We start from the raw sequence: 25,539 nt of genomic DNA, 5'->3' as shown, positions 1-25,539 counted from the left end.
CGGCGCCGGCCGAGTCGTCAGGCCGGCGGGTCGTCTAGAGCCGACACAGGGCACCGGCGGTGCGGCGCAGGTCCACATGCCAGCGCCGCCGGTGCCAGGTGAAATGGCTCTTGATCACGACAGTAACCCTATCCACCCGATAGGAATTAACAACAACCTGCCCAGCATCCGAGACGCCGGAGGCGGGCGTGACCAGCAAAATCACCCCCGTGGCGGCAATCCGCTCCGCACCGCTCGTGTGCAACTACTCGGCGTGGGCGCCCGCACCGGCGGTGGCCGCGCCCTCGCCCACCCAGACGGTCTTGACGTTGCAGAACTCGTGCATGCCCTGCGCCGACAGTTCCCGGCCGTAGCCGGAGTTCTTCACCCCGCCGAAGGGCAGTTCCGGGTACGAGGTGGTCATGCCGTTGACGAAGACGGCTCCCGCGTCCAGGTCGGTGGCGAAGCGCTCCTGCTCCTGCGGGTCGCGGGTCCAGGCGTTCGAGCCGAGGCCGTACGGGGTGCCGTTGGCCACCTCGATCGCCTCGTCGTACGACGAGACCCGGTACAGCCCGGCGACCGGCCCGAACACCTCCTCGCTCCACATCCGCATGTCCGGCCGCAGGTCGGTGACCACGGTCGGCGGATAGAACCAGCCGTCGCCGGTCGGCTTCTCGCCGCCGCAGAGCACGGTGGCGCCCCGGTCGACGGCGTCCCGCACCTGGGCGTCGACCTCGTCGCGCCCCCGCTCGGAGGCGAGCGGCCCGACGTCGGTGTCGTCGTCCATCGGGTCACCGACCCGTAGCGCCGACATCCGGTGTGCGAACGCCTCGGCGAACGCCTCGTACACGTCGGTGTGCACGATGAACCGCTTGGCCGCGATGCAGGACTGGCCGTTGTTCTGGCAGCGGGCGGTGGTGGCCACCTCGGCGGCGAGGTCCACGTCGGCCGAGGGCATCACCACGAACGGGTCGCTGCCACCCAGTTCCAGCACGGTCTTCTTGAGTTCCCGGCCGGCGATCTGGGCGATCGAGCGGCCGGCGGGCTCACTGCCGGTGAGTGTGGCGGCCCGGACCCGGGGGTCGCTCAGGATCCGGTCGACGGCGTCGGAGCCGACCAGCAGCGCGGTGAAGGCACCTTCGGGGAAGCCGGCCCGCCGGAACACGCTCTCCAGCGTCAGTGCCGTCTGCGGCACGTTGGAGGCGTGTTTGAGCAGTCCGGTGTTGCCGGCCATCAGCGCCGGCGCGGCGAACCGGACCACCTGCCAGAGCGGGAAGTTCCACGGCATCACCGCCAGCACCGGCCCGATCGGCTGGTAGCGGACGAACGCCCGGGTCGCGGAGACCGCCGACGCGTCGGCCGGACGATCGGCCAGGAACTCCGCGGCGTGCCGGGCGTAGAACCGGCAGGCGCTGGCGCACTTGGTGACCTCGGCCTTCGACGCGGCGAGGGTCTTGCCCATCTCGGTGGTCATCAGCCGGGCGATCTCGTCGCGCTCCGCCTCCAGCAGGTCGGCCGCCGCCGTCAGCCACCGCCCGCGCTGCGCGATCGTGGTGGACCGCAGGTCCCGGTACGCCAGGTGGGTCCGCTCGATCGCCTCGTCGACCTGCGCGTCGGACATCGCCTCGTACGTCTTGAGCACTTGCCCGGTCCGGGGGTCGGTGGTGGCGATGGACATCAGGGCTTCTCCCGTCACTCGAAGAGCGAGTGCCGTACGCCGGGTTCCTCGCGGCGGCGGGCGGCACGACGACGTTGGATGACGGCCAGGTCGACGACGGCGATCACCGCGAGAACGACGCAGACGACACCCAACCAGGCCACGTCGGCACGGAACGCCAGCACCGCGAAGACGACCATGGAGACGAGCCCGAAGCCGGCCAGTACGAGCCTCAGGTTGAGCGCGCTGTACGCGTGGCCGACCGTGCCACGGGCACGTCGGGGCTGGGATCTGGTCATCGCCCCCACCTACCCGGCGATGCCGGGGCTAACCGTCGTGGCGGGCCCCGGTGGTGCGTTGCGTTACATCGACCGCCCGCCGGGGGGCCGTCACGGGTCGGCGCGCGCACCATGGGAGGCATGACCGTGAGCTCCGCCGCGCCGGTGACCGTCGCCGTGGCCCGACGTGCCGACCCCGCCCGCACCGACGAGATGGTGGCGTGGATGCGGGCCGGTACGGCGCTGGCCGAGGTGTTCCCAGGCTTCCTGGGCGCCGGTTGGGTCCGCAGCGCACCCGGTTCGGGCGAGTGGCACATGCTCTACCGCTTCGCCGACCCGGACACGCTGCGCCGCTGGGAGGAGTCGCCGCAGCGGCACTGGTGGCTGACCTCGGCACAGGGCATCGTCGAGCACACCCGGGTCGAGCGACGGACCGGCATCGAGGGCTGGTTCGACCCGCCCCGCGAGGAGACCGTGGAGTTGCTGGACGCGACGCCGACGGTGCCCGCCTCGCCGCCCCGCTGGAAGCAGGCGATCACCATCTGGCTGGCTTTCTTCCCGCTCAGCCTCACCGCGACGCTGCTCACCGGCCACTTCCTGCCGGAGTTGCCGGTGGCGGCCCGGGTCCTGGTCATGACGCTAACCCTGACCCCGCTGATGACCTATCTGGTGCTGCCCCGGATCACCCGGGCGCTGCACTGGTGGCTGCACGGGCACCGCGCCCCGTGGCGCGCATAGCACGCGGCCCTCGACCGCGACAGGTCTCTGCCGCATCTCCGACATCGACACGGGAGCACCACCCGCCCCACGCGTAGAGTCACCATGCTGTCGCTCTGTGCTGTGAGGCTGGGGAACTCATGCCCAAACGCTGGACCACCGTCGTGGTCAGCCTGCTCGCACTGGTCGCGCTCGCCTGCGAGGCCGGTGCGGAACCGACACCACGGCCGAGCGACGACACACCCCGGGCCGGCTCACCCAAGGTCGTCGCCGCGCTCGGCGACTCGATCACCACCGGGTTCGGTTCCTGCCTGGTCCTGACCTCGTGCGAACGCAACTCCTGGTCGACCGGGGACGGCCTGCGGGTGGAGAGCCACTACCGGAAGCTGGTGGACCGCAACCCGGGGCTGCGCGGCCACGCCCACAACCACGCCCGTGCGGGCGCGCGGGCCGCCGCGCTGGCCGGGCAGGCCGAGCGGGCGGTACGCGACCGCGCCGACTACGTGACCGTCCTGATCGGCGCCAACGACGCCTGCCGGAGCACGATCGGGGCGATGACCCCGGTGACCGAGTTCCGGGCCGAGATCGACCGAGGGCTGCGGGTGTTGCGCGAGGGCCGCCCGAAGGCGCGGGTGCTGGTGGTGAGCATCCCGGACCTGTACCGCCTCTGGGAGGTCGGCCACGACGACTCCCGGGCGGCCCGTGCCTGGCGGCGCGGCGTCTGCCCGACGCTGCTGGCCGACGCGACCTCGGACGCCCCCGCCGACCGGGCCCGCCGGGCCGAGTTCCGGGAGCGGATCGACGCCTACAACAACCAACTCCGGGCGGCCTGCCGGGCGTACGGCTCCCGGTGCCGCCACGACGGCGGGGCGGTACACCGGGTGCGCTTCGACCTGGACCTGGTCAACCGGTTGGACTACTTCCACCCGAACACCGACGGTCAGTCCCGCCTCGCCGAGGTGACCTGGCGCTCCTCCGGCTACGCGGACTGACCGTCGGCGAAGGCGCACCCGCCGGACTACTCGGGCGAGATCCGCGGTGCCGGGATGGGCGGGCCGTCGGGCCGGCGGTACATGGCCCGGGAGCGTTCGGCCAGTCCCTTGGTGGCCGAGGAGTTCGCCCAGGTGCCGAGCACGATCGCGGCGCCGGGCACCACCTTGGCGAAGAGTCGCTTCGCGGCGCGGACGCCGGCCATCTGGGCCAGTCGTACGCCCAACCGCAGCATCACCCGGCTCAGTGCCTGCTGCCCGCCGCCACCGCCGAACAACGCACCGGCGCGTTCCCGCCCGGCCGCCACCCCCAGCGCCAGCCGGGCACTCGCCGCCACCTTGTGCACCTTCTGCAACACCAGCAGGTCGGCGGCGCGGTCCGGGTGGGTCGGGTCCACCCCGTACGCGGCGGCGATGTGCAGCACCATCCGCGCCTGGGTCCAGGCCAGCACCCCCACGTCGATCACCGCACCGGGCAGTCCGGCGGCACCGGAGACCGCACCGGAGAGCCGCGCCCGGTTGACGAACCGGCGTACCGCCTTCTCTGCCAGGGCCTCCTCGGTGAGGCGCGGATGGTCGGCGCGGGCCTGCCGGGCCCACCGCTCCGCCTCCGGCCCGAGCCGGCGCACCGCCTCGATGGCGAGGTGCTCCGGCGCGTACTGCGGATCCTGGCGCATGCGGTCCCAGAGCGTGGCCGGCGGGGCCTCGACGGCCTCGCCCGCGGACGCCGGCCCGGCCGGTGCCGGGGTGACGGGCTGACCGTCGGCGGGGACGGAATCGCTCATCGCTCTCCCTTCGGTGACTTCCCTCCATGTGTACCTCGTGACGGCAACGCGGTACCCCGGTCGGTTGTTGCTACACCGATGCCGGGGCGAACGGCTCGCCGCAACAGGAATGCATCAGGATGACGGGTACGTTCTGGCGATCGGGACGCCGTCAACCCGGCGACCCGTGACGCGCAAACCAGGGAGGCCGCACCGGTGCTCGACCCACACGAGCTCTACGAACTCACCGACGATCTGTCCGACCTCGGGCAACCGGTCCTGATCCAGGCCCTCACCGGCTTCGTCGACGCCGGTAACGCCAGTCGGCTGGCCCGCGAGCAGTTGTTCACCTCGCTGGACGCCCGCCCGATCGCCCGGTTCGACCTCGACCAGTTGTTCGACTACCGCTCCCGGCGTCCGGTGATGACCTTCGTCGAGGACCACTGGGAGAGCTACGACGCGCCCGCGTTGGAGCTGCACCTGCTCAGCGACGACGACGAGACCCCGTTCCTGCTGCTCACCGGACCCGAGCCGGACCTACAGTGGGAGCGGTTCGTGGCTGCCGTGTCGGGTCTGGCCGAGCGGCTCGACGTCCGGCTCACCGTCGGGCTGAACGCGATCCCGATGGCGGTGCCGCACACCCGCCCGACCGGCGTGACCGCGCACGCCACCCGACGTGACCTGATCGCCGGCTACGAGCCGTGGCTGCAACGGGTGCAGGTCCCCGGCAGCGTGGGACACCTGCTGGAGTTCCGCCTCGGCGAGGCGGGCCGGGACGCGCTGGGCTTCGCCGCCCACGTGCCGCACTACGTGGCGCAGGCCGAGTACCCGGCCGCCGCCGAGGTGCTGTTGGCGTCGGTGTCGCGCAGCACCGGGCTGCTGCTCCCCCGCGACGGGCTGCACTCGGCCGCCGAGGTGGTACGCGTCGAGATCGACCGGCAGGTCGCGCAGAACGACGAGGCCAGCGCGCTGGTGCAGGCGCTGGAGGAGCAGTACGACGCGTTCGCCCGGGGCAAGGGCGAGCGGAACCTGCTCGCCGCCGAGAACGGTCCGCTGCCCACGGCCGAGGAACTCGGCGCCGAACTGGAACGCTTCCTCGCCGAGCAGACCCGCCCGCCGGAGGCGTAACGGCCGCTCCGCGTGCAAGGAAGGGCCCCCTATTAACGCCTCGTGCATAGCAGGGGTCCCCTCCTAACACTTCGCCCCTGCGCGAACCGCACACCGCACAGCGCCGCGCACACTGCGAACCGCCGGGCTCGTGCGACGTCGGGCGGGACGGGCCGGGATACGGCAGGCTGGCACCATGCGCCTGGCGACCTGGAACGTCAACTCGGTGAAGGCCCGCCTGCCCCGCCTGTTGGACTGGCTGGCCGGCACCGGGCCGGACGTGGTCTGCCTACAGGAGACCAAGTGCCCCGACGGCGCGTTCCCGGTCGCCGAGGTGGGTGACCTCGGCTACACCGTGGCCAGCCACAGCGACGGCCGGTGGAACGGCGTGGCCGTGCTGTCCCGGGTCGGGCTCGCCGACGTCACGGTCGGGTTCCCCGGCGAACCCGGGTTCCCCGAGCCGGAGGCCCGTGCCATCGCCGCCACCTGCGACGGGCTGCGGGTCTGGTCGGTGTACGTGCCGAACGGGCGGGCCCCCGACGACCCGCACTACGCGTACAAGCTGGCCTGGTTGGCGGCGCTGCGGGACGCGCTGGACGCGGAACTGACCGGCGGGCCGGCGCTCGCGGTCTGCGGCGACTTCAACGTGGCCCCGACCGACGAGGACGTGTGGGACCCGGCGCTGTTCGCGACCTCCACCCACGTCACGCCGGCCGAGCGGGCCGCCCTGGCGGCGCTGCGCGACCTCGGCCTCGACGACGTGGTGCCCACCCCGATGAAGGGGCCGCACCCGTACACCTACTGGGACTACCGGGCCGGGATGTTCCACCAGAACAAGGGCATGCGGATCGACCTGGTGTACGCCTCGGCGCCGGTCGCCCGCGCGGTCCGTTCCGCGTACGTGGACCGGGAGGCCCGCAAGGGCAAGGGCCCCTCGGACCACGCGCCGATCGTGGTCGACGTCGACCTCGTGCCGACGGTCGAGTCCTTCTGACCCCGCCCCACCCGCCCACCACCTCTCCCGCCGATCTCGGTACGAAACGGCCCCTGGCGGGGCATCCGTGCACCAAGATCTGATGCGTTCATCCGGGTCTAGGGTGGAGACATGGCAGTTGTGAAGATCAACGCGATCGACGTCCCGCCCGGTGCCGGTGCGGAGTTGGAGAAGCGGTTCGCCGCCCGCGCCCGCGCCGTGGAGAACTCCCCCGGTTTCCTCGGCTTCGAGCTGCTGCGCCCGGTGGCCGGTGAGAACCGCTACTTCGTGTACACGCGGTGGGAGACCGAGCAGGCGTACCAGGACTGGGCCAACGGTCCCGCCCGGGCCGCCCACGCCGCCCCACCCGGTGCCGAGCAGCGTCCCCCGGTCGCCTCCGGCGCCACTCTCCTGGAGTTCGAGGTCGTTCAGCAGGTCCCCTGACCAGCAGCCGCTCACACCCTGGCGACGGGAAGCCGGGGCGGGCGAGAATCCCGCCCGGCCCCGCCCGTCCCGTCCGGCCGCGCCGACGAGGACGCCGACACCGGGATGGTCAGGCGGGGCGGGTGGTGGTGAGGCTGGCGAAGGCGATCACGTTGTCGGCGTAGCCGTCCTGGCCACCGAGCCACTGTCCGCCGCAGGTGATCAGGCGCAGGGTCGGTGGGCCGTCGTGACCGTAGACACGGTCGGCCGGCAACTGGTCCTTCGGGAAGTGCTCGACGGAGTCCACGGTGAACACCGCCACCGAGCCGTCCTCGCGTTTCACCTCGACCGTGTCGCCCACCCGCAGTTTGCCCAGGTCGTAGAAGACCGACGGGCCGCTCTTGGTGTCCACGTGCCCGACGATCACCGCCGGGCCGGGGTCGCCGGGGACCGGGCCTCGGTCGTACCAGCCGGTCTCCTGGTGTCGGCTCAGCGGCGGCACCCCGATCGTGCCGTCCGGTGCGTCGCCGACCGGCTTCACCGGGGCGGAGACGTCGATCGAGGGCACCGACAGGCTCACCGGTCGAGCCACGGTCCGCGTCGCGGGTGCCGAGGTCGACGCCGCTTCGCCGCCGGTCGCGGCCCAGCCCAGCGGGGAACCGGCGGTACGACCCAGCCCGGCTCCGGTGGCGAAGACACCCACCAGCACCAGCACCACGGCCAGCGGCAGCGACCACGGGCGACGGCCGGAGCGCTCGACCCGTTGCGCACGGCGGGCACGGACGCGGGCACCGGCGCCGATCGGGGCCCGGCCCTGCACGTCCGGCGGAACCGGCCCGTCCAGGTCGGTCGGGTACGCCCGATCCGGCGACGGTACGCCCGAACCCGGCGGTGGTCCGCCCGGCCCCGGAGGTGGGGTGTCGACGGGAAGGTGTGCCCAGGGACGCGACCTGCGCGGTGTGGCAGTCGGTGGGTACGGCGTCCCCGGCGAGGCGGCCACGGCAGGGTGAGCGCTAACCGGCGAGGCGGCCACGGATGGACGAGAGGTGCCGGGTGCGGCGACCGTGGGTGGGCGGGGGCCGGGACGCGGCGGATCGGGCACGAAGAGGTCGGGGCGGGGCGGGCTGGCTACCGGGCGGCTACGCGGGGCACCGGCGACGGGCGACGGGCGGCCGGTGCGGGGCGTACCGCCGGAGCCGGTGGGACGGGGGGCGCGCGGGGCGGGCACGGCGGGCTCACCCGCCCGTGCCGCGCCGACGGGTGGCGGCGACCCAGACGACCATCCCGGTGACGGTCAGCGCGAGCCCGCCGGGCAGCAGCAGCCCGGAGGCGACACCGCCGGCCGCGCCGCCGAAACCGGTCGCCGGGCCTCGGCTGGGCTTCATCTGGCGTACGACCTGGACCATCGTCGACGCGGTCTCGCCGCCCCGGCACTCCAGCTTGACCCGGTAGTTGCCGGGGAGCACCCGGTCCTTGACCATCGCCGTCCCGAAGAGCAGGCCGCGTTGCGGCTGCACCGCGACCCGGCCGAAGGCGTCCGAGACGACGATCGCGCCGACGGAGTTGTCCTGGCAGCTCGCCCGCAGGCCGACCATGTGGCCCGGTTCGACGGTGCTCGGCATGACCTCGACGAAGACGTTCGGGCCGGGTTGCGGGGCGGCGACCACGCCGGTCGGATCCGGTTGCGGGGCGGCGGCACGGACGGCCGTCAGGTCGGACCACGGCGCGGCGGGGGCGGCCGTCGGACCGGAGCGCGCAGCGACGGGTACGCCGGCCCGGGCGGGACCGGGCGGCAGCAGCGGTACGGCGAGTACGGCCGCCAGCAGTGGCAGGGCGGCGACGAGCAGCAACGGCACCCGACGAGTGCGGGTCACTGACACGATGCCCCCTCCCGGCGCGCCGGAGCAGTCGCCGGACGCCGCTGCGGACACCCGGCCTGCCGTACGGGATGATGGTCTCACTCCCGGTCGTACCTCACATCCGATCCGGCGCGATGCTCGCGTAGGCTCGGTTCGCTGTGACCTCCACCGACCCGCTTCCCACCGTGTCCGCGCCGCCCCACCCGGCGCGGCCGATCCGCACCTTCCACCCGCGTGGCGGCCGGATGAGCGACCGTCAGACGGCGGCGTTGACGCACCTGTGGCCGATGTACGCCCTGCGGGTGGCCGATGTCGACCGACTCGACCCGGTCGACCTCTTCGGCCGGCGGGCACCGCTGGTGGTCGAGATCGGGTCCGGCATGGGCGACACGACCGCCGAGATGGCCGCCGCCGACCCGGATCGAGACTATCTGGCGGTCGAGGTGCACACGCCGGGAATCGCGAACCTCCTGGACCTCGTGCACCAGCGCGAGCTGGGCAATCTCCGGATCGCCGAGGGTGACGCGCTGGACCTGGTACGCCTGTTGCCGCCCGACTCCCTCGACGCGGTGCACGTGTTCTTCCCGGATCCGTGGCCCAAGTCGCGGCACCACAAGCGGCGACTGATCCAGCCGGCGCACGTGGCGCTGCTGCGGTCCCGGCTGGCGCCGGGCGGCACGTTGCACTGCGCGACCGACTGGGCGGAGTACGCGGCGTCGATGCGGCTCACGCTGGACGCCGACCCCGGCCTGGTCAACCTCCACGACGGGGTCGCGCCCCGGCCGGAGCACCGGCCGGTCACCCGGTTCGAACGGCGGGCGCTGCGGGCGGGACGGCCGATCGCCGACCTGATGTACCGCCGCCGCTGAAGCGCTGCGCGGGCTCCCAGATGTAAGGAGGGGTCCCCTGCTAACGCCTGGTGTATAGCAGGGGACCCCTCCTTACATCCGAACCCACGGCCCGGCGGCGGGCGGCGGCAGCATCCCCGGTTGGCGTTGGTGGGGCGGCGACAGGCACGATGGACCGGCCATGACTCTCACCGCCGCGCTGCCCAAGACCGCCGACCCCGACACCCTCTACGACGCGTTCGCCGGCTGGGCGTCCGAGCGCGGCCTGGACCTCTATCCCCACCAGGAGGAGGCGGTCATCGAGATCGTCTCCGGCGCGAACGTGATCATGAATACGCCGACCGGCTCCGGCAAGAGCCTGGTGGCGATCGCCGCGCACTTCGCCGCGCTGGCCGGCGACCGGACGACGTTCTACACCGCGCCGATCAAGGCCCTGGTGTCGGAGAAGTTCTTCGCGCTCTGCGAGGTGTTCGGCGCGGAGAACGTCGGGATGCTGACCGGTGACGCGAGCGTCAACGCCGACGCGCCGATCATCTGCTGCACGGCGGAGATCCTGGCCAACCTGGCGCTGCGCGAGGGCAGCCGCGCCGACGTCGGCCAGGTCGTGATGGACGAGTTCCACTTCTACGCCGAGCCCGACCGGGGCTGGGCCTGGCAGGTCCCGCTGATCGAGCTGCCGCAGGCGCAGTTCGTGCTGATGTCGGCCACGTTGGGCGACACCACCCGGTTCGTGGACGACCTGACCCGGCGTACCGGCCGGGCGACGGCCGTCGTCCGCTCGGCCGAGCGGCCGGTCCCGCTGCTCTTCTCGTACGCGATGACGCCGCTGCACGAGACGCTCGAAGAGTTGCTGCAGACCAAGCAGGCCCCGGTGTACGTCGTGCACTTCACCCAGGCCGCCGCGTTGGAGCGCGCACAGGCGCTGATGAGCGTCAACGTCTGCACCCGCGCCGAGAAGGACATGATCGCCCAGGCCATCGGCGGCTTCCGGTTCACCTCCGGCTTCGGCAAGACGCTGTCCCGCCTGGTCCGTCACGGCATCGGCGTGCACCACGCCGGCATGCTGCCCAAGTACCGCCGGCTGGTGGAGACGCTCGCCCAGGCAGGTCTACTCAAGGTCATCTGCGGTACGGACACCCTCGGCGTCGGCATCAACGTGCCGATCCGCACCGTGCTGTTCACCGGCCTGTCCAAGTACGACGGCGTACGGACCCGGCTGCTCAAGGCGCGCGAGTTCCACCAGATCGCCGGCCGGGCCGGTCGGGCCGGTTTCGACACCCTCGGTCGGGTGGTCGTGCAGGCGCCCGAGCACGTGATCGAGAACGAGAAGGCGCTCGCCAAGGCCGGTGACGACCCGAAGAAGCGGCGCAAGGTGGTCAAGAAGAAGCCGCCGGAGGGCTCCATCGGCTGGGGCCAGCCCACCTTCGACCGCCTGGTGTCGGCCGAGCCGGAGCCGCTGACCTCCAGCTTCCAGGTCAGCCACTCGATGCTGCTCAACGTCATCGGCCGTCCCGGCGACGCGTTCGCCGCGATGCGGCACCTGCTCACCGACAACCACGAGGACGCGGCGGCGCAGCGCCGGCACATCCGCCGGGCGATCGCCATCTATCGCGCGCTGCGGGCCGGTGGTGTGGTCGAGGAACTGCCCGAGCCGGACGAGACCGGGCGGCGGGTCCGGCTCACCGTCGACCTCCAACTGGACTTCGCGCTCAACCAGCCGCTGTCGCCCCTCGCCCTGGCCACCATCGAGTTGCTGGACACCGACTCCCCGTCGTACGCGCTGGACGTGCTGTCGGTGATCGAGTCGATCCTCGACGACCCTCGCCAGGTGCTGTCCGCGCAGCAGTTCAAGGCCCGTGGTGAGGCGGTCGCCGCGATGAAGGCCGAGGGCATCGAGTACGAGGCCCGCATCGAACTGCTCGACGAGGTGACCTGGCCGAAGCCGCTGGCCGAGCTGCTCGACAACGCGTACGAGATGTACCGGCAGGGGCATCCGTGGGTGGCCGACCACCAGCTCTCCCCCAAGTCCGTGGTCCGGGACATGTACGAGCGGGCGATGACGTTCACCGAGTTCGTGCAGTTCTACGGGCTGTCCCGGTCCGAGGGGCTGGTGCTGCGCTACCTCGCGGACGCGTACAAGACGCTGCGCCAGACGGTGCCCGAGGAGGCCAAGACCGAGGAACTCGTCGACCTGATCGAGTGGCTCGGCGAGTTGGTCCGGCAGGTCGACTCCAGCCTGATCGACGAGTGGGAGCGGCTGCGTAACCCGGGCGACCTGCCCGACGTCGCCGCCGCCCTGGACGATCGACCGGCCGCGGTGACCCGCAACGCGCGGGCGTTCCGGGTGCTGGTGCGCAACGCCCTGTTCCGGCGGGTGGAACTGGCGGCGTTGCGGCACTGGGACGCCCTCGGCGAGCTGGACGCCGAATCCGGGTTCAACGCCGACGCCTGGGCGGACGCGCTGGAGCCGTACTTCGAGGCGTACCCGGAGATCGGCACCGGGCCGGACGCCCGTGGCCCCGCGTTGCTCATGATCGAGCAGGGTCGGGAACGCTGGAGCGTCCGGCAGATCCTCGACGACCCGGACGGCGACCACGACTGGGGCATCAGCGCCGAGGTCGACCTGGCCGCCTCCGACGAGGCCGGGGCGGCGGTGGTCCGCGTCACCGACGTCGGCCAGCTCTAGGCGTCTCCCGGTCACCCGACCAACCGGACCTCGGCGGCGCGACGCGCCGAGCGGGCCGGGCTTCGCCGTACCCGCAGATCGGCGGCACAAAATGGGGCGTTCCTTGACAGTGGGGGTCGACGCTCACATGCCATCACATAGACGACGCATCCTTCCCGGGCAGCGCTCCGCAGACGGCGCCGTCGTGGTGCTCGTGGCGGCGTCGTTCGGCCCGTACGTGGTGTCCGGCGTCCGTACCGAGCAGCTCGCCGTCTGCGCCGTCGCGGTGCTCGCGTTCCTGGCCCGTGCCCGACGCCTGCCGACCACCCCCGGGCCGGTCGTGGCGCTCGCCGCCCTGCTCGTCGCCTATCCGACGGTCGCCGCCGTGGCGTCGATCGGCGACGCCCACCTCCCCACCGGGATGCGCACGGTCGGCTTCTGGGCCGGGCTGGACAACCTGCTCCTGCCGGCGATCGTCCTGACCGCCGGCTACCTGATCGTCTCCGGTGACGTCGACCGGCTGCGACTGCTGCGGTTCGCCGCCGGGACGCTCGTCACGATCCTCGCCGCCAACGCGATCCTGGCGTACGCGATGCTGATGGACCCCGGCGCGTACGACCACATCCTCAGCGCCTGGTGGAGTGGCGACACCGGCACGGTGACGACCGCCGAGCGAGCCGCCACGATGGGCCGCTACTCGGGCGTGTTCAACCAACCGGCCGAGGCCGGTGTCATGTACAGCCTCGGGCTGGTCGCCGCCGTGTTCCTGCTGCGTCGCCGGCCCGTCCCGCTCGCCACCGCCGGGGTCCTGCTCACCATCGGCGGGCTCCTCACCGCGTCCAAGATCTTCCTGCTGGTCGGGCTGCCGGTGGCGATCTGGCAGACCTGGGCCGGCTCGCCGTGGCGTACCCGGGTCGGCGCGGCGCTGGCCGTCAGCGGCGTCCTGGCCGTCTTCGATCACCAGGCGCGGCGGCCCGACTCGCCGATCGGCGGCATGCTCCTCGACGCGTGGCTCACCCCGGGTGAGCAGTCCGGCAGCCTCCTGTCGCTGTACTCGGCCCGCCGCTTCGGCGAGAACTCGACGCTCGCCGACGCCGCCGGGATCGTGTTCACCCACTCGCCGTGGACCGGCTTCGGCATGGACGGGCTGCGCATCGCCTACGACTCGGCATGGGTGGAGGCGTTGGTGATGGCCGGCGTCCTCGGCGTGGTGGCGCAGACCGCGATCCTGGCCATGCTGGTCGTGCTCTGGTGGCGGTCCCGCCGCCGGACCGACCGCGCCGTGGTGCGGTTCGGCGCCGGGCTGCTGGTCGTGGTCGTCGTCGGGTCGCTGGGACTGCCCACCACCACGGTCAACCGGGTGGCGACGGTGGTGTGGCTGCTGGTGGCGCTGCTGCTCGTGACCCGGCCGGCCGCCCCCGCACCCATGCCGCTCCCGGTGGCGGCGGTGCCGCAGCGGACAGCCGCGCCGACCCGGCGGACGACGCCCGAGCCCCGCCGACCGAAGGCGCCGACCGACCCGTTCGCGCCGACCCGGACAGGGTTGCGGACCTGGCCGATCCGGACCCGTCAGCGCAGTCCGATCGGCCCCTTATCTCCTCTGGGCGATGTCAGACCCGTCGATTAGAATATATGTACTAATCGAGTTCCTGACCTGGGAGGATGCTCGTGACAGCGCCCACCTCCGCCCCCCTCACGCCGTACGCCACCCTCCTCGGCTTCACCCGGTACGTCGGCCGTACCGGGCCCACCAAGGCCAGCTTCGTCGGCGGCCTGCGTCGGCAGCGGGCCAGCCGCTCGGGGTTCAACCCGCACGGCCAGTTCGTCAAGGCGCTCAAGGCCGACATCGCCTTCCACACCGGCGGCACCCACCTGACCCAGGTGGTCGACGTGGTCAAGCCCCGCTGGCGACCGCTCTACCAGGCCCTGACGCCCGGCGCGACCGCCTGGCTGCACTCGCTCGGCGAGCCGGCCACCGTCGACCTGGCGCAGACCCGCGACGCCCTGGCCATGCTCGGCGACCTACCCATCAAGATCAACCCCCACTTCGGCATCCGGTACGCCGACGGCCGTGCCGAAGCGGTCCGCCTGCACTTCGACGAGGCGCCGCCCAGCGAGGAGGCGACCCTGGCCGCCCTGCACCTGACCGCCCGCCACATGGACGCCGTCCTGCCGCACGCCGAGCCGGTCCTGGTCGACGTGCGCCGCGGCACCACCCATCGGATGCCCGACAGCGCCAAGTCCGACGAGATCGAACGCTGGCTGGCCGGGGAGGCCGCCGCCTTCCGCGCCATCTGGTCCGCCGCCGCCTGACGCCCCTCTCCCCCGCACGTCCGTAACCGGTCATCCCGTCGTCGGTCGGCTCTGTCGTTCTCCTCCGACCTCGGTGGTGGTCCGGTGCCAGCCGGTGCCGGACCACCCGCCCGCCGAGCGCACCGCCTGTCGGCACAGCTCGGCCCGGCCGGCGACGCGATCGAGAGCACGCCCGACGCGACACCGATGCACAATCCGCGCACCTTCAGCGATGTGCTGTCTCAGGCTCCCTTGGAGGCAGCAGTATCACTGAGGTTGCGCGGATCATGAGGACGGGCGCACCGCGCGAGGCCAGGTGGGTCACTCGGGCGTGCAGGTGGGTTACCCGGGCGTGGTGGGTGGCTCGGTCACCTGGTTCACCTGGGGGTCCTCGACCGTGCCGGTGATCACGCGGAGCGCCGGGAACTGGTCGGCCAGCAGCCGCCGGCACGGGTCGCAGGGGGCCACCAGGATCCGACCGCGATCGCCCACGGTGACGATCGTCTCCAGTTCGCCCGCGTGCTGGGTCGCCGCGGTGCCCACCACGACCACCTCGGCGCAGGCACCCCCGGTGGGGTGCACGACGTTCACGCCGGAGACTATCCGTCCGTCGACGGTGCGGGCCGCCGCCGCAAGGGTGTGTGCGGCGCTGCGGCAGCGCAGCTTGGCCACGGCGCTGGCGGCCTGCACCAGCGCCCGGTCGGTGTCACGCATCGTCATCGGCGTTCCCGTGCTCGCTCCGGCTCGGCGGTCAACGATAGACCGCCGCTCTGCTCACACCCACGCGGTGCAGGCGCGCACGGTGTTAGGAGGGGACCCTTCCTATGCCTGAGGCGTTAGCAGGGGACCCTTCCTTACATCCGGGCATCCGGGCATCCGGTTCCTCACGCACCGGGGGTAACCAGGAGGCGGGTCGGCGGCGCGCTGCCTATCCTTGGCCACGACATGCAGAATCCAGCCACCACCGCCGCGACCGATCCCGTTCGCGAGGTGCACCGTCGCCTCTCCACGTTGATGTTCCGCGACCAGCGTCGGCTGCGTCGGCGGCTGGACGGGTTGCGGAAGGTACGCGATCCGCAGCGTCGGGAGGCGACGCTCGCCGAGATCGTGGTCGAGGTGGCCGAGGCGGAGGCGCGGCTGGCGGCCCGACGGGCGGCGGTGCCGGCGGTGACCTACCCGGCGCAGTTGCCGGTCAGCGAGCGGGCGGCCGACATCGCGGCGGCGATCCGGGACCACCAGGTGGTGATCGTGGCCGGGGAGACCGGCTCGGGCAAGACCACCCAGTTGCCGAAGATCTGCCTGGAGTTGGGCCGTGGGGTGCACGGGCTGATCGGGCACACCCAGCCGAGGCGGTTGGCGGCGCGTACGGTCGCGGACCGGATCGCCGAGGAGTTGGGTACCCAGCTCGGTGACGTGGTCGGCTACAAGGTGCGTTTCACCGATCAGGTGGGCGAGAACAGCCTGGTCAAGCTGATGACCGACGGCATCCTGCTGGCCGAGTTGCAGACCGACCGGATGCTGCGCCAGTACGACACGCTGATCATCGACGAGGCGCACGAGCGTAGCCTCAACATCGACTTCATTCTCGGCTACCTCCGGCAGCTCCTGCCCCGCCGCCCGGACCTGAAGGTGATCATCACCTCGGCGACCATCGAGACCGACCGGTTCGCCCGGCACTTCGCCGGGCCGCCCACCGCCGAGCATCCGGACGGGGTGCCGGCGCCCGTGGTCGAGGTGTCCGGTCGGACGTACCCGGTCGAAGTGCGGTACCGCCCGCTGGTCGAGGTCGACGAGGACGCCGACGACACGGACGAGGAGAACGTCCGCGACCAGGTCCAGGCCATCGGCGACGCGGTGCAGGAGTTGGCCGCCGAGGGGCCCGGCGACGTCCTGGTGTTCCTCAGCGGCGAGCGGGAGATCCGGGACACCGCCGACGCGCTGGGCAGGCTCGTGGAGAACCGGCCGGCGCTGCGCCACACCGAGATCCTGCCGCTGTACGCCCGACTCAGCGTCGCCGAGCAGCACCGTGTCTTCGCCCCGCACGGTGGGCGGCGGGTGGTGCTGGCCACCAACGTGGCGGAGACCTCGCTGACCGTCCCGGGCATCAAGTACGTGGTGGACCCGGGGACCGCGCGGATCTCCCGCTACTCGCAGCGGCTCAAGGTGCAGCGGCTGCCGATCGAGCCGGTCTCGCAGGCCAGCGCCAACCAGCGCAAGGGCCGCTGTGGGCGTACCTCGGACGGTATCTGCATCCGGCTCTACGACGAGCAGGACTTCCTGGCCCGGCCCGAGTTCACCGATCCGGAGATCCTGCGGACCAACCTGGCCTCGGTCATCCTCCAGATGACCGCGATCGGGCTGGGCGACATCGCCGCTTTCCCGTTCATCGACCCACCGGACCGGCGCAACATCGCCGACGGCGTCAACCTGCTGCACGAGTTGGGTGCCCTCGACCCGACGGAGACCGATCCGGCCCGCCGGCTGACCGCGCTGGGGCGGCGGCTCGCCCAGCTTCCCGTCGACCCCCGGCTGGCCCGGATGGTGTTGGAGGGCGAGCGCAACGGGTGTGCCGTCGAGGTGATGGTGATCGCCGCCGCGCTGTCGATCCAGGATCCGCGGGAACGTCCGGCCGACCGGCAGGCGCAGGCGGACCAGGCGCATGCCCGGTTCGCCGACAAGGAATCGGACTTCGTCGCGTACCTCAATCTCTGGCGTCATCTGCGCGAGCAGCAACGGGCCCTGTCGTCGAGCGCGTTCCGCCGGATGTGCAAGGCCGAGTACCTCAACTACCTGCGGGTACGCGAGTGGCAGGACATCGTCAGCCAGTTGCGCCAGGTGTTGCGTACGCCGAACGCGGACCTGCCGGAGGAGATCGACACCCCCCGGGTGCACCAGTCGCTGCTGCCCGGTCTGCTGTCCCACGTCGGCCTGAAGGACGCCCAGAAGCACGAGTACCTGGGTGCCCGGGGAGCCAAGTTCGGGCTGTTCCCGGGGTCGGCGCTGTTCCGCAAGCCGCCGCGCTGGGTGATGGCCGCCGAGCTGGTGGAGACGTCCCGGCTGTGGGGGCGGGTGAACGGGCGGATCGAACCGGAGTGGGTCGAGCCGCTCGCCCAGCACCTGGTGAAGCGCAGTTACAGCGAGCCGCACTGGGAGAAGAAGCAGGCGGCGGTGATGGCATACGAGAAGGTGACGCTCTACGGCGTACCGCTGGTCACGTCTCGGAAGATCACCTTCGGCCGGATCGACCCGACGCTGAGTCGGGAGCTGTTCATCCGGCACGCGCTGGTCGAGGGCGACTGGTCCACCCACCACCAGTTCTGGCGGGACAACCAGCGGCTGCTGGCCGAGGTGGAGGAGTTGGAGAACCGGGCTCGGCGGCGGGACATCCTGGTCGACGACGAGACGATCTTCCAGTTCTACGACGAGCGGATCCCCGCCGACGTGGTCTCCGGACGGCACTTCGACAGGTGGTGGAAGACGGCCCGCCGGGAGCGGCCGGACCTGCTCACCTTCACCCGCGAGCTGCTGGTCAACGCCGGTCGGGGCGGGGTGGACGAGGCCGACTTCCCGGACTCGTGGAGTGCCGACGGGGTCAGCCTGCCGGTGACGTACACCTTCGAGCCGGGCACGCCGACCGACGGGGTGACGGTGGACATCCCGTTGCCGCTGCTCAACCAGGTGCCGGCGGAGAGCTTCGACTGGCAGGTGCCGGGGCTGCGCGAGGAGCTGGTGATCGCGCTGATCCGGTCGCTGCCGAAGCCGGTCCGCCGCAACTTCGTGCCGGTGCCGGACTTCGCGCGCGCCGCACTGGCCGCGATCACCCCCGGCGAGGAGCCGCTGCTGGACGCGCTGACCCGGCAGTTGCGCCGGATGACCGGGGTGACGGTCCCTCGCGACGCCTGGGACCTGAGCCGGTTGCCGGCGCACCTGCGGGTCACGTTCCGGGTGCTCGGCGAGGACGACAAGCCGGTCGCCGAGGGCAAGGACCTGCCGTCCCTGCAACGTCGGCTCACGGCGGAGGTACGCCAGGTGGTGGCCGCCGCCGCGCCGGACATGGCGCGTACCGGGCTGACCGGCTGGGAGATCGGCACCCTGCCGCGCACCATCGAGCAGGTCCGGGCCGGGTACGCGGTGACCGCGTACCCGGCGCTGGTGGACGAGGGCGCCACGGTGGGCGTACGCGTCGTCGACTCCGCCGGTGAGCAGGAGGCCGCGCACTGGGCCGGCACCCGGCGGCTGCTGCGGCTGACCGTGCCGTCGCCGGCGAAGTTCCTCCAGGGGCGGCTGTCCAACGAGGCGAAGCTGGCGCTGTCCCGCAACCCGCACGGCGGGGTGCAGGCGTTGATCGAGGACGCGGCCGGGGCGGCGATCGACAAGCTGGTCGCCGACGCCGGTGGACCGGCCTGGGACGTCGAGGGTTTCGCCGCGCTGCGGGACACCGTGCGGGCCGGGCTGGTGGACACCGTGGTGGAGGTGATGGATCGGGTCCGGGCGGTGCTCGGCGCGGCGTACGCGGTGCAGCAGCGACTCGGCGCGACGAGGAACCTGGCCGTGGTGGCCGCCCTGGCCGACATCCGCGCCCAGCTCACCCGGCTGGTGCACGCCGGATTCATCACCGAGGCCGGGTACGCCCGCCTGCCCGACCTGCTGCGCTACCTGACCGCGATCGAGCGACGGATGGACCGGTTGGCGGCCAACCCGCAGCGGGACAAGCAGCAACAGGACCGGGTCGCGGTGGTCCAACGGGAGTACGACGAGATGGTCGCGGCGCTGCCGGCTGCCCGTCGGAACTCGGCCGCGGTGCGGCAGATCCGCTGGATGATCGAGGAGTTGCGGGTGAACGTCTTCGCCCAGGCGCTGGGCACCCCGTACCCGGTCTCCGAGCAGCGCATCTACCGTGCCATGGACGACGCGGAGAGCGGCTAGGTCAGGGGTTCCACGCCGGGTGGGAGCTGCGCGCCGGCGGTGGCGGTCTGCACGTACTCCAGCAGGATGCGGCGCAGTTCGCGGCCGGCGTGGGTCGGCACCACGTCGCGGCGGCGGGCCACCGCGATGGTGCGGCGGACCCCGGGGGGCGCCAGTCGGGTGACCCGGATGCCGGGCCGCCGGGCCACCACGATGCCGGGGACCAGCGCGACGCCCAGCCCGGCCTCGACGAAGCTGAGGACCGCGTCCATCTCGCCGCCGTCGACGGAGAGCGTCGGCTCGAACCCGGCGGCGCGGCACGCCTGGAGGGTGGCGTCGCGCAGGTCGTAGCCTTCGCGGAACATCACCAGCGGCTGGTCGCGCAGGTCGGTGATGCGCAGGTCGCCGCCGGTCGAGGCGGTCGGCAGCGGGTCGACCGAGGCGACCACCAGGCTCTCCCGCAGGATCGGGTCGGCACGCAGCCCGGGGTCGGTGCCCTGGGCCGGCATGATGATCAGCGCCAGGTCGAGGTCGCCGCGGAGCAGGTCCCGGACCAGGTCCTGCGAGCCGCCCTCCTCCACCCGCAGGTCGATGGTGGGATGGGCGTCGCGGAACAGCCGCAGCACCGGCGGGGCCAGCGAGGTGGCCAGGCTGGGGGTGGCGCCGAGGCGTACCCGGCCGCGCCGCAGGCCGACCAGTTCCTGCACCTCCCGGGTGGCGGTGTCGACGTCGGCCAGGATCCGCTTGGCCAGCGGCAGCAGCACCTCCCCGGCGGCGGTGAGGGCGATGTTCCCCCTTACCCGCTCGAACAGCGGGGCACCGAGGCTGTCCTCCAGGGCGTGAATTTGCTTACTCAACGAGGGCTGAGTTATGCCGACGATGTCGGCCGCCTGGGTGAAATGTCGTACTTCTGCCACCGCTACGAAGTACTTCAGCTGATGGAGCTGCATCTACATAGCTTATGGCTATCAAGACTGCGGTGTCGATGCATTGGACGACTGATCAAAGTACTCCTAGCGTCGGGCTCGTGGTAGTCACGACGAGAACGCGGTCGCCCATCCGATCCAATGTCGGACTGAAGGCGGTCATGGCGGTGACGGGCATCTTCCTGGTGCTCTTCCTCATCGCGCACATGCTGGGCAATCTCAAGGTCTTCGCGGGCGACGCGTCGTTCAACGACTACGCGCACTGGCTGCGCGACATCGGCGGACCGGTGCTGCCGCACGTCTGGTTCCTCTGGATCATGCGGATCGGCCTGCTGGTCTCGGTGCTCGGCCACATCTGGGCGGCCACGGTCCTCGCGCTGCGCGCCCGCGCCGCCCGCCCGGTGCGCTACGCCCACCGCAAGAAGGTCCGGGGCAGCTACGCCGCCCGCACCATGCGCTGGGGCGGCGTGATCATCCTGCTCTTCGTGATCTACCACATCCTCGACCTCACCACCGGCACGCTGAACCCGGTCGGTGACCCGTCCCGGCCGTACGCCAACGTGGTGGCCGACTTCGCGCCGTCGCGCTGGTACGTCACGCTCTTCTACACGCTGGCGATCGTCGCGCTCGGCTTCCACCTGCGGCACGGCATCTTCAGCGCGCTGCGCAGCCTCGGGCAGCAGACGCCCCGGGGCGAGCAGCGGGCCCGCCTGGTGGCGCTGACCTTCGCCGTCGTCCTCTGCGCCGGCTACCTCCTGGTCCCGTTCGCCGTACTCACCGGATTGGTGTCCTGACCATGGATCTGTTCACCGAGGGCGACCCGATCGCCGACACCCGGGCTCCCGACGGGCCGATCGAGACCCGGTGGGAACGCCGCCGTTTCGAGGCCAAGCTGGTCAACCCGGCCAACCGGCGCAAGATGACCGTGATCGTGGTCGGCACCGGCCTGGCCGGCGGAGCCGCCGCCGCCACGCTGGGCGAGCAGGGCTACCGGGTCAAGTCGTACTGCTACCAGGACAGCCCGCGCCGGGCCCACTCGATCGCCGCGCAGGGCGGCATCAACGCCGCCAAGAACTACCGCAACGACGGTGACTCGGTGCACCGGCTGTTCTACGACACCGTCAAGGGCGGCGACTTCCGCTCCCGGGAGTCGAACGTGCACCGGCTGGCCGAGATGTCGGTGAACATCATCGACCAGTGCGTCGCCCAGGGCGTCCCGTTCGCCCGCGAGTACGGCGGCCTGCTGGACACCCGGTCCTTCGGTGGCGCGCAGGTCCAGCGCACCTTCTACGCCCGGGGCCAGACGGGTCAGCAGTTGCTGCTCGGCGCGTACCAGGCGCTGGAGCGGCAGATCGGCCTCGGCAACGTGGAGATGAACGCCCGGCACGAGATGCTGGAGCTGATCATCATCGACGGCAAGGCGCGCGGCATCGTCGTCCGGGACATGGTCACCGGCGAGATCAGCACCGAGTTCGCCGACGCCGTGGTGCTCGCCTCCGGCGGCTACGGCAACGTCTTCTACCTCTCCACCAACGCCAAGGGCTGCAACGTCACCGCCACCTGGCGGGCGCACCGCAAGGGCGCGTACTTCGCCAACCCCTGCTACACCCAGATCCACCCGACCTGCATCCCGGTCTCCGGCGACCACCAGTCGAAGCTGACCCTGATGAGCGAGTCGCTGCGCAACGACGGCCGGGTGTGGGTACCGAAGACCAAGGGCGACGACCGCAACCCGCGGGACATCCCGGAGGACGAGCGCGACTACTACCTGGAGCGGATCTACCCCTCCTTCGGCAACCTGGTGCCGCGCGACATCGCCTCCCGGGCCGCGAAGTACGTCTGTGACGAGGGCCGTGGCGTGGGCCCCACGAAGCTCGGCGTCTACCTGGACTTCTCCGACGCCATCGGGCGTCTCGGCCGCAAGGCCATCGAGGCCAAGTACGGCAACCTCTTCGAGATGTACGAGCGGATCACCGGCGAGGACCCGTACGAGGTCCCGATGCGCATCTACCCCGCCGTGCACTACACGATGGGCGGCCTCTGGGTCGACTACGACCTCCAGTCCACCATCCCCGGCCTGTTCGTGATCGGCGAGGCGAACTTCTCCGACCACGGCGCGAACCGGCTCGGCGCCTCGGCGCTGATGCAGGGGCTCGCCGACGGCTACTTCGTGCTGCCGAACACGGTCGCCAACTACCTGGCCGCCGGCCCGTTCGAGCAGGTCGACGGCAGCCACCCGGCGGCCGTCGAGGCGCGGCGCGACGTCGAGGACCGGATCCAGCGGCTACTCGCGATCGACGGCGACCGCACGGTGGACTCGTTCCACCGTGAGCTGGGCCAGATCATGTGGGAGCACTGCGGCATGGAGCGCTCCGAGGCCGGGCTGCGCAAGGCGATCGACGAGATCCGGGCGCTGCGCGACCAGTTCTGGCAGCGGGTCCGGGTGCCCGGCGACGGCGAGGGGCTGAACCAGTCGCTGGAGAAGGCCGGCCGCGTCGCCGACTTCTTCGAGCTGGCCGAGCTGATGTGCATCGACGCCCTGCACCGGGAGGAGTCCTGCGGCGGTCACTTCCGTGCCGAGCACCAGACTCCCGACGGCGAGGCCCAGCGCGACGACGAGCACTTCGCGTACGTCGCCGCCTGGGAGTTCACCGCCACCGGGCAGCCGTCGGTGCTGCACAAGGAAGACCTGAACTTCGAATACGTCCACCCCACGCAGCGGAGCTACAAGTGAACCTGACCCTGCGCATCTGGCGTCAGTCCAGCCCCCAGGACAAGGGGCGGATGGTCACCTACCAGGTCGAGGACGTCTCCCCGGACATGTCCTTCCTGGAGATGCTCGACGTCCTCAACGAGCGACTCATCCTCTCCGGCGAGGAACCGGTCGCCTTCGACCACGACTGCCGCGAGGGCATCTGCGGCATGTGCGGCCTGATGATCAACGGTGACGCGCACGGGCCGCAGCGCGGCACCACCGCCTGCCAGCTCCACATGCGACAGTTCTCCGACGGCGAGACCATCGACATCGAGCCGTGGCGGGCCCGGGCCTTCCCGGTCATCAAGGACCTGGTGGTCAACCGCAACTCGTTCGACAACATCATCGCCGCCGGTGGGTACATCACCGCCCCCACCGGCAGCGCGCCGGAGGCCCACTCGGTCCCGGTGGCGAAGGCCGACGCCGACGCCGCCTTCGAGTCGGCCGCCTGCATCGGCTGCGGCGCCTGCGTGGCCGCCTGCCCGAACGGCTCCGGCATGCTCTTCACCGCTGCCAAGGTCACCCAGCTCTCGCTGCTCCCCCAGGGCCAGCCGGAGCGGTACACCCGGGTGATCGGCATGGTCGACGCGCACGACGAGGCCGGCTTCGGCGGCTGCACCAACGCGGGCGAGTGCACCGTGGTCTGCCCGAAGGGCATCCCGCTGACCACCATCGGCCGCCTGAACCGCGACTACCTGGCCGCCACCGCCAAGCGGAACGACACCCCCGGCACCTGACCCCCAACACCTGAACCGCACGCGAAACGGCCGCCCCACCCACCTCCCCCCCTCCCCCTCCCCACCCACCCCCGGGCGCGGTGATCAAGGAGTTTGCGTCACGCGACCGCAGCGTCAGCGACCAGAACTCCTTGATCGCGCAGGCCGGGGAGGGAGGGGGAGGGGGGAGGGGCGGGAGGTGGGGGGGGGGAAGGTGCGGCGCTGGTGGCTATGGCTCGGTGCCTGGCGGACAAGTGGAGTACCTGCTGACTTCGGCCCGATCAACGGTGCCGGAGCACGGCGTGGACGGGCTCTGGCTGCATCTGTCCGACATCCTGCGGACCGCCTGGCGGGCCGTCCGGTCCGCGGACACGCCGCCCGGCCGCACGCTGGCCGTCTTCGGCCTCGGCCCGGTGGGGCAGGCTGGTGGTGCTCAAGACCGCGGTGAAGGCCGTCCCCGCGCGGCGGCACCGTCTCCATCTCCGGGGTGTACAACGGCGAGGTCGACCCGCTGCCGCTGAGGGCATCCAGTTGCGGATGGGCCAGTGTCACGTACGCCGGTGGGTCGACGAGATCGTCCCGCTGCTCACCGACGAGGACCCGCTCGGTGTCTCGGACCTGCTCACCCACCGGCTGCCGCTGGACCGGGCCCCGCTGGCGTACCAGATGTTCCAGCGCAAGGAGGACGGCTACGTCAAGGTGGTCCTCAACCCGTGAGCGCGCGCCGGTGTGCGTCCGTCGGCCTAAGGTGTCCATGACGGGAACGGGAGTGGACCATTCGCGAACCGGTTGCACCGCGCAGCGACCCGAGCCGGATCGCGGCACGGGTCCGAGCGGCGTACCGGCGGGAGCGCGCCCGGGCCGGCGGCGACTGGCAGGCGTACCTGAGTCTCGCCGGGCCGGACGGCCCGCTGGTAGCGGTGGACGAGTCGGCGGACCGGCGGGTCGAGGCGTACAGCGTCAACAAGATCGCGGTGGCGACGGCGGTGCTGGACACGGTCGACCGGGGGTTGCTCGCCCTCGACCGTCAGGTCGAGGTGACCGCCGAGCTCGCGACTCCGGACAGCGACGGCATCTTCGGGTTGGCCGGCGCCTATCCCAGCCGGGTGACGCTGGGGCACGTGCTGGCGAACCTGCTGACCGTCTCCGACGACGTCGCGGTGCGGCTGTGCGCGCAGGTCTGCCCGGCCGCCGAGGTCAACCGGATCGTGGCGGCGAAGGGCTTCCCGGGCACGTCTGTGCAGCCGGTGCCCGACTCGCCCCGGTACCACCTCGGCACCAGCACGGCCCGCGAGACGCACGACCTGCTGCGGGCGCTCGTCGGCGGCACCCTGCTCTCCCCCGCCTCGACGGAGTTCGTGCTGCGGATGCTGCGTTCGCCGGTGGCGTTCACCGACGGGGTGCGACGCACCATGTCGTCGGCCGAGCGGGCGCGGATCGCCACCAAGGCCGGCTGGTTCCGCGACGCCCGGCACGAGGCCGGGGTGATCTTCGACACGGCCGGGGCGCCCCGACTGACGTACGCCTTCTTCGCCGCCGGTCAACCCGGGGCGGACGACTTCGGCGCCACCCACCCCGCTGTGCAGGCCCGGGCCCGGTTGGGTCGGCGGTTGCTGGACCTGACCGACCGGCTGGCGACCGGCGAGCCGCGCCCACACGGCTGCGGCAACCAGGGTTGAACCGGGC

General features: G+C 71.9%; 22 protein-coding genes. 15 read left to right on the top strand and 7 right to left on the bottom strand.

Going from position 1 to position 25,539, the window contains the following annotated elements; genetic code table 11:
• Positions 1–244: 244 nt before the first annotated feature.
• Positions 245–1,657: an NADP-dependent succinic semialdehyde dehydrogenase gene (locus ACQVFL_RS09585; RefSeq protein ID WP_431729196.1), complete on the bottom strand. Its 1,413-nt coding sequence runs from the start codon at positions 1,655–1,657 to the stop codon at positions 245–247.
• Between the two features lie 14 nt (positions 1,658–1,671).
• Complete coding sequence (locus ACQVFL_RS09580; RefSeq protein WP_396691207.1) at positions 1,672–1,935, bottom strand: DUF6343 family protein; 264 nt, start codon at positions 1,933–1,935, stop codon at positions 1,672–1,674.
• Between the two features lie 120 nt (positions 1,936–2,055).
• Between ACQVFL_RS09580 and ACQVFL_RS09575 the strand changes: the two genes are divergently transcribed.
• Complete coding sequence (locus ACQVFL_RS09575) at positions 2,056–2,652, top strand: antibiotic biosynthesis monooxygenase (RefSeq protein ID WP_396691209.1); 597 nt, start codon at positions 2,056–2,058, stop codon at positions 2,650–2,652.
• Positions 2,653–2,771: 119 nt separating this feature from the next.
• Positions 2,772–3,623, top strand: coding sequence for a GDSL-type esterase/lipase family protein (locus ACQVFL_RS09570; protein WP_396691211.1), 852 nt, complete (start codon positions 2,772–2,774; stop codon positions 3,621–3,623).
• Positions 3,624–3,649: 26 nt separating this feature from the next.
• Here ACQVFL_RS09570 and ACQVFL_RS09565 read toward each other — a convergent pair whose 3' ends face one another.
• Complete coding sequence (locus ACQVFL_RS09565) at positions 3,650–4,405, bottom strand: EcsC family protein (RefSeq protein WP_431729195.1); 756 nt, start codon at positions 4,403–4,405, stop codon at positions 3,650–3,652.
• 195 nt (positions 4,406–4,600) lie between these two features.
• Here ACQVFL_RS09565 and ACQVFL_RS09560 point away from each other — a divergent pair, with 195 nt between their 5' ends.
• The 3 genes from ACQVFL_RS09560 (at position 4,601) to ACQVFL_RS09550 (ending at position 6,908) form a co-directional block, all read left to right on the top strand.
• Positions 4,601–5,512, top strand: coding sequence for a proteasome assembly chaperone family protein (locus tag ACQVFL_RS09560; protein WP_396691217.1), 912 nt, complete (start codon positions 4,601–4,603; stop codon positions 5,510–5,512).
• A 175-nt stretch (positions 5,513–5,687) separates the two neighbouring features.
• A complete protein-coding gene (locus ACQVFL_RS09555; RefSeq protein WP_431729194.1) occupies positions 5,688–6,485 on the top strand; it encodes an exodeoxyribonuclease III in 798 nt (265 codons plus the stop codon).
• A gap of 111 nt (positions 6,486–6,596) precedes the next feature.
• Positions 6,597–6,908: an antibiotic biosynthesis monooxygenase family protein gene (locus ACQVFL_RS09550; protein ID WP_431729193.1), complete on the top strand. Its 312-nt coding sequence runs from the start codon at positions 6,597–6,599 to the stop codon at positions 6,906–6,908.
• A gap of 109 nt (positions 6,909–7,017) precedes the next feature.
• Here the strand turns inward: ACQVFL_RS09550 and ACQVFL_RS09545 are convergent, their stop codons facing one another.
• Together ACQVFL_RS09545 and ACQVFL_RS09540 are read right to left on the bottom strand one after the other, a co-directional pair.
• Positions 7,018–7,689 (bottom strand): class F sortase, encoded by a 672-nt coding sequence (locus tag ACQVFL_RS09545; protein ID WP_396691872.1) that lies wholly within the window; start codon positions 7,687–7,689, stop codon positions 7,018–7,020.
• A gap of 433 nt (positions 7,690–8,122) precedes the next feature.
• The gene (locus tag ACQVFL_RS09540) at positions 8,123–8,761 is read right to left on the bottom strand and encodes a hypothetical protein (RefSeq protein ID WP_396691223.1); all 639 of its coding nucleotides are present in this window, start codon (positions 8,759–8,761) and stop codon (positions 8,123–8,125) included.
• Between the two features lie 143 nt (positions 8,762–8,904).
• On the opposite strand from ACQVFL_RS09540, the gene trmB reads away from it, so the two are divergent.
• The 4 genes from trmB (at position 8,905) to ACQVFL_RS09520 (ending at position 14,572) form a co-directional block, all read left to right on the top strand.
• Positions 8,905–9,615: a tRNA (guanosine(46)-N7)-methyltransferase TrmB gene (trmB, locus tag ACQVFL_RS09535; protein WP_431729192.1), complete on the top strand. Its 711-nt coding sequence runs from the start codon at positions 8,905–8,907 to the stop codon at positions 9,613–9,615.
• Between the two features lie 160 nt (positions 9,616–9,775).
• On the top strand, positions 9,776–12,280 hold the full coding sequence (locus ACQVFL_RS09530; protein ID WP_431729191.1) for a DEAD/DEAH box helicase: 2,505 nt from the start codon (positions 9,776–9,778) through the stop codon (positions 12,278–12,280).
• Positions 12,281–12,407: 127 nt separating this feature from the next.
• Positions 12,408–13,886 (top strand): O-antigen ligase family protein, encoded by a 1,479-nt coding sequence (locus tag ACQVFL_RS09525; RefSeq protein WP_396691229.1) that lies wholly within the window; start codon positions 12,408–12,410, stop codon positions 13,884–13,886.
• Positions 13,887–13,927: 41 nt separating this feature from the next.
• A complete protein-coding gene (locus ACQVFL_RS09520; protein WP_396691230.1) occupies positions 13,928–14,572 on the top strand; it encodes a hypothetical protein in 645 nt (214 codons plus the stop codon).
• A gap of 321 nt (positions 14,573–14,893) precedes the next feature.
• Here ACQVFL_RS09520 and ACQVFL_RS09515 read toward each other — a convergent pair whose 3' ends face one another.
• Positions 14,894–15,271: a cytidine deaminase gene (locus ACQVFL_RS09515; RefSeq protein ID WP_396691232.1), complete on the bottom strand. Its 378-nt coding sequence runs from the start codon at positions 15,269–15,271 to the stop codon at positions 14,894–14,896.
• Between the two features lie 225 nt (positions 15,272–15,496).
• Here ACQVFL_RS09515 and hrpA point away from each other — a divergent pair, with 225 nt between their 5' ends.
• Positions 15,497–19,477 carry an ATP-dependent RNA helicase HrpA gene (hrpA, locus tag ACQVFL_RS09510; RefSeq protein WP_431729190.1) on the top strand — a complete coding sequence of 1,327 codons (3,981 nt, stop codon included), beginning with the start codon at positions 15,497–15,499 and terminating at the stop codon, positions 19,475–19,477.
• On the opposite strand, the gene ACQVFL_RS09505 is transcribed toward hrpA, so the two are convergent.
• Entirely contained in the window at positions 19,474–20,406 is a 933-nt protein-coding gene (locus ACQVFL_RS09505; protein WP_396691236.1) for a LysR family transcriptional regulator, read from the bottom strand. The two genes, hrpA and ACQVFL_RS09505, sit on opposite strands and share 4 nt — an antisense overlap.
• Before the next feature lie 77 nt (positions 20,407–20,483).
• Here ACQVFL_RS09505 and ACQVFL_RS09500 point away from each other — a divergent pair, with 77 nt between their 5' ends.
• The 5 genes from ACQVFL_RS09500 (at position 20,484) to ACQVFL_RS09480 (ending at position 25,532) form a co-directional block, all read left to right on the top strand.
• The gene (locus ACQVFL_RS09500) at positions 20,484–21,176 is read left to right on the top strand and encodes a succinate dehydrogenase cytochrome b subunit (protein ID WP_396691238.1); all 693 of its coding nucleotides are present in this window, start codon (positions 20,484–20,486) and stop codon (positions 21,174–21,176) included.
• A gap of 2 nt (positions 21,177–21,178) precedes the next feature.
• Positions 21,179–23,116, top strand: coding sequence for a fumarate reductase/succinate dehydrogenase flavoprotein subunit (locus ACQVFL_RS09495; protein WP_396691239.1), 1,938 nt, complete (start codon positions 21,179–21,181; stop codon positions 23,114–23,116).
• Positions 23,113–23,874 carry a succinate dehydrogenase/fumarate reductase iron-sulfur subunit gene (locus ACQVFL_RS09490; RefSeq protein ID WP_396691241.1) on the top strand — a complete coding sequence of 254 codons (762 nt, stop codon included), beginning with the start codon at positions 23,113–23,115 and terminating at the stop codon, positions 23,872–23,874. Before ACQVFL_RS09495 ends, ACQVFL_RS09490 begins: the two co-directional genes overlap by 4 nt.
• 516 nt (positions 23,875–24,390) lie before the next feature.
• Complete coding sequence (locus tag ACQVFL_RS09485) at positions 24,391–24,570, top strand: hypothetical protein (RefSeq protein WP_396691243.1); 180 nt, start codon at positions 24,391–24,393, stop codon at positions 24,568–24,570.
• A gap of 203 nt (positions 24,571–24,773) precedes the next feature.
• A complete protein-coding gene (locus ACQVFL_RS09480) occupies positions 24,774–25,532 on the top strand; it encodes a serine hydrolase (protein ID WP_396691245.1) in 759 nt (252 codons plus the stop codon).
• Positions 25,533–25,539: the final 7 nt, after the last annotated feature.

The sequence above is a fragment of the Verrucosispora sp. TAA-831 genome (assembly GCF_050780145.1).
Taxonomy (GTDB): domain Bacteria; phylum Actinomycetota; class Actinomycetes; order Mycobacteriales; family Micromonosporaceae; genus Micromonospora.
The sequence above is the reverse complement of the archived record's forward strand: the minus strand, read 5'-3'. Positions and strand labels throughout refer to the sequence as shown.

Coding starts and splice junctions, on each gene's coding strand:
- ACQVFL_RS09585 (WP_431729196.1), bottom strand. CDS start 1,657: ATGTCCATCGCCACCACCGACCCCCGGACCGGGCAAGTGCTCAAGACG.
- ACQVFL_RS09580 (WP_396691207.1), bottom strand. CDS start 1,935: ATGACCAGATCCCAGCCCCGACGTGCCCGTGGCACGGTCGGCCACGCG.
- ACQVFL_RS09575 (WP_396691209.1), top strand. CDS start 2,056: ATGACCGTGAGCTCCGCCGCGCCGGTGACCGTCGCCGTGGCCCGACGT.
- ACQVFL_RS09570 (WP_396691211.1), top strand. CDS start 2,772: ATGCCCAAACGCTGGACCACCGTCGTGGTCAGCCTGCTCGCACTGGTC.
- ACQVFL_RS09565 (WP_431729195.1), bottom strand. CDS start 4,405: ATGAGCGATTCCGTCCCCGCCGACGGTCAGCCCGTCACCCCGGCACCG.
- ACQVFL_RS09555 (WP_431729194.1), top strand. CDS start 5,688: ATGCGCCTGGCGACCTGGAACGTCAACTCGGTGAAGGCCCGCCTGCCC.
- ACQVFL_RS09550 (WP_431729193.1), top strand. CDS start 6,597: ATGGCAGTTGTGAAGATCAACGCGATCGACGTCCCGCCCGGTGCCGGT.
- ACQVFL_RS09530 (WP_431729191.1), top strand. CDS start 9,776: ATGACTCTCACCGCCGCGCTGCCCAAGACCGCCGACCCCGACACCCTC.
- ACQVFL_RS09525 (WP_396691229.1), top strand. CDS start 12,408: ATGCCATCACATAGACGACGCATCCTTCCCGGGCAGCGCTCCGCAGAC.
- ACQVFL_RS09515 (WP_396691232.1), bottom strand. CDS start 15,271: ATGACGATGCGTGACACCGACCGGGCGCTGGTGCAGGCCGCCAGCGCC.
- hrpA (WP_431729190.1), top strand. CDS start 15,497: ATGCAGAATCCAGCCACCACCGCCGCGACCGATCCCGTTCGCGAGGTG.
- ACQVFL_RS09505 (WP_396691236.1), bottom strand. CDS start 20,406: ATGCAGCTCCATCAGCTGAAGTACTTCGTAGCGGTGGCAGAAGTACGA.
- ACQVFL_RS09495 (WP_396691239.1), top strand. CDS start 21,179: ATGGATCTGTTCACCGAGGGCGACCCGATCGCCGACACCCGGGCTCCC.
- ACQVFL_RS09485 (WP_396691243.1), top strand. CDS start 24,391: ATGGGCCAGTGTCACGTACGCCGGTGGGTCGACGAGATCGTCCCGCTG.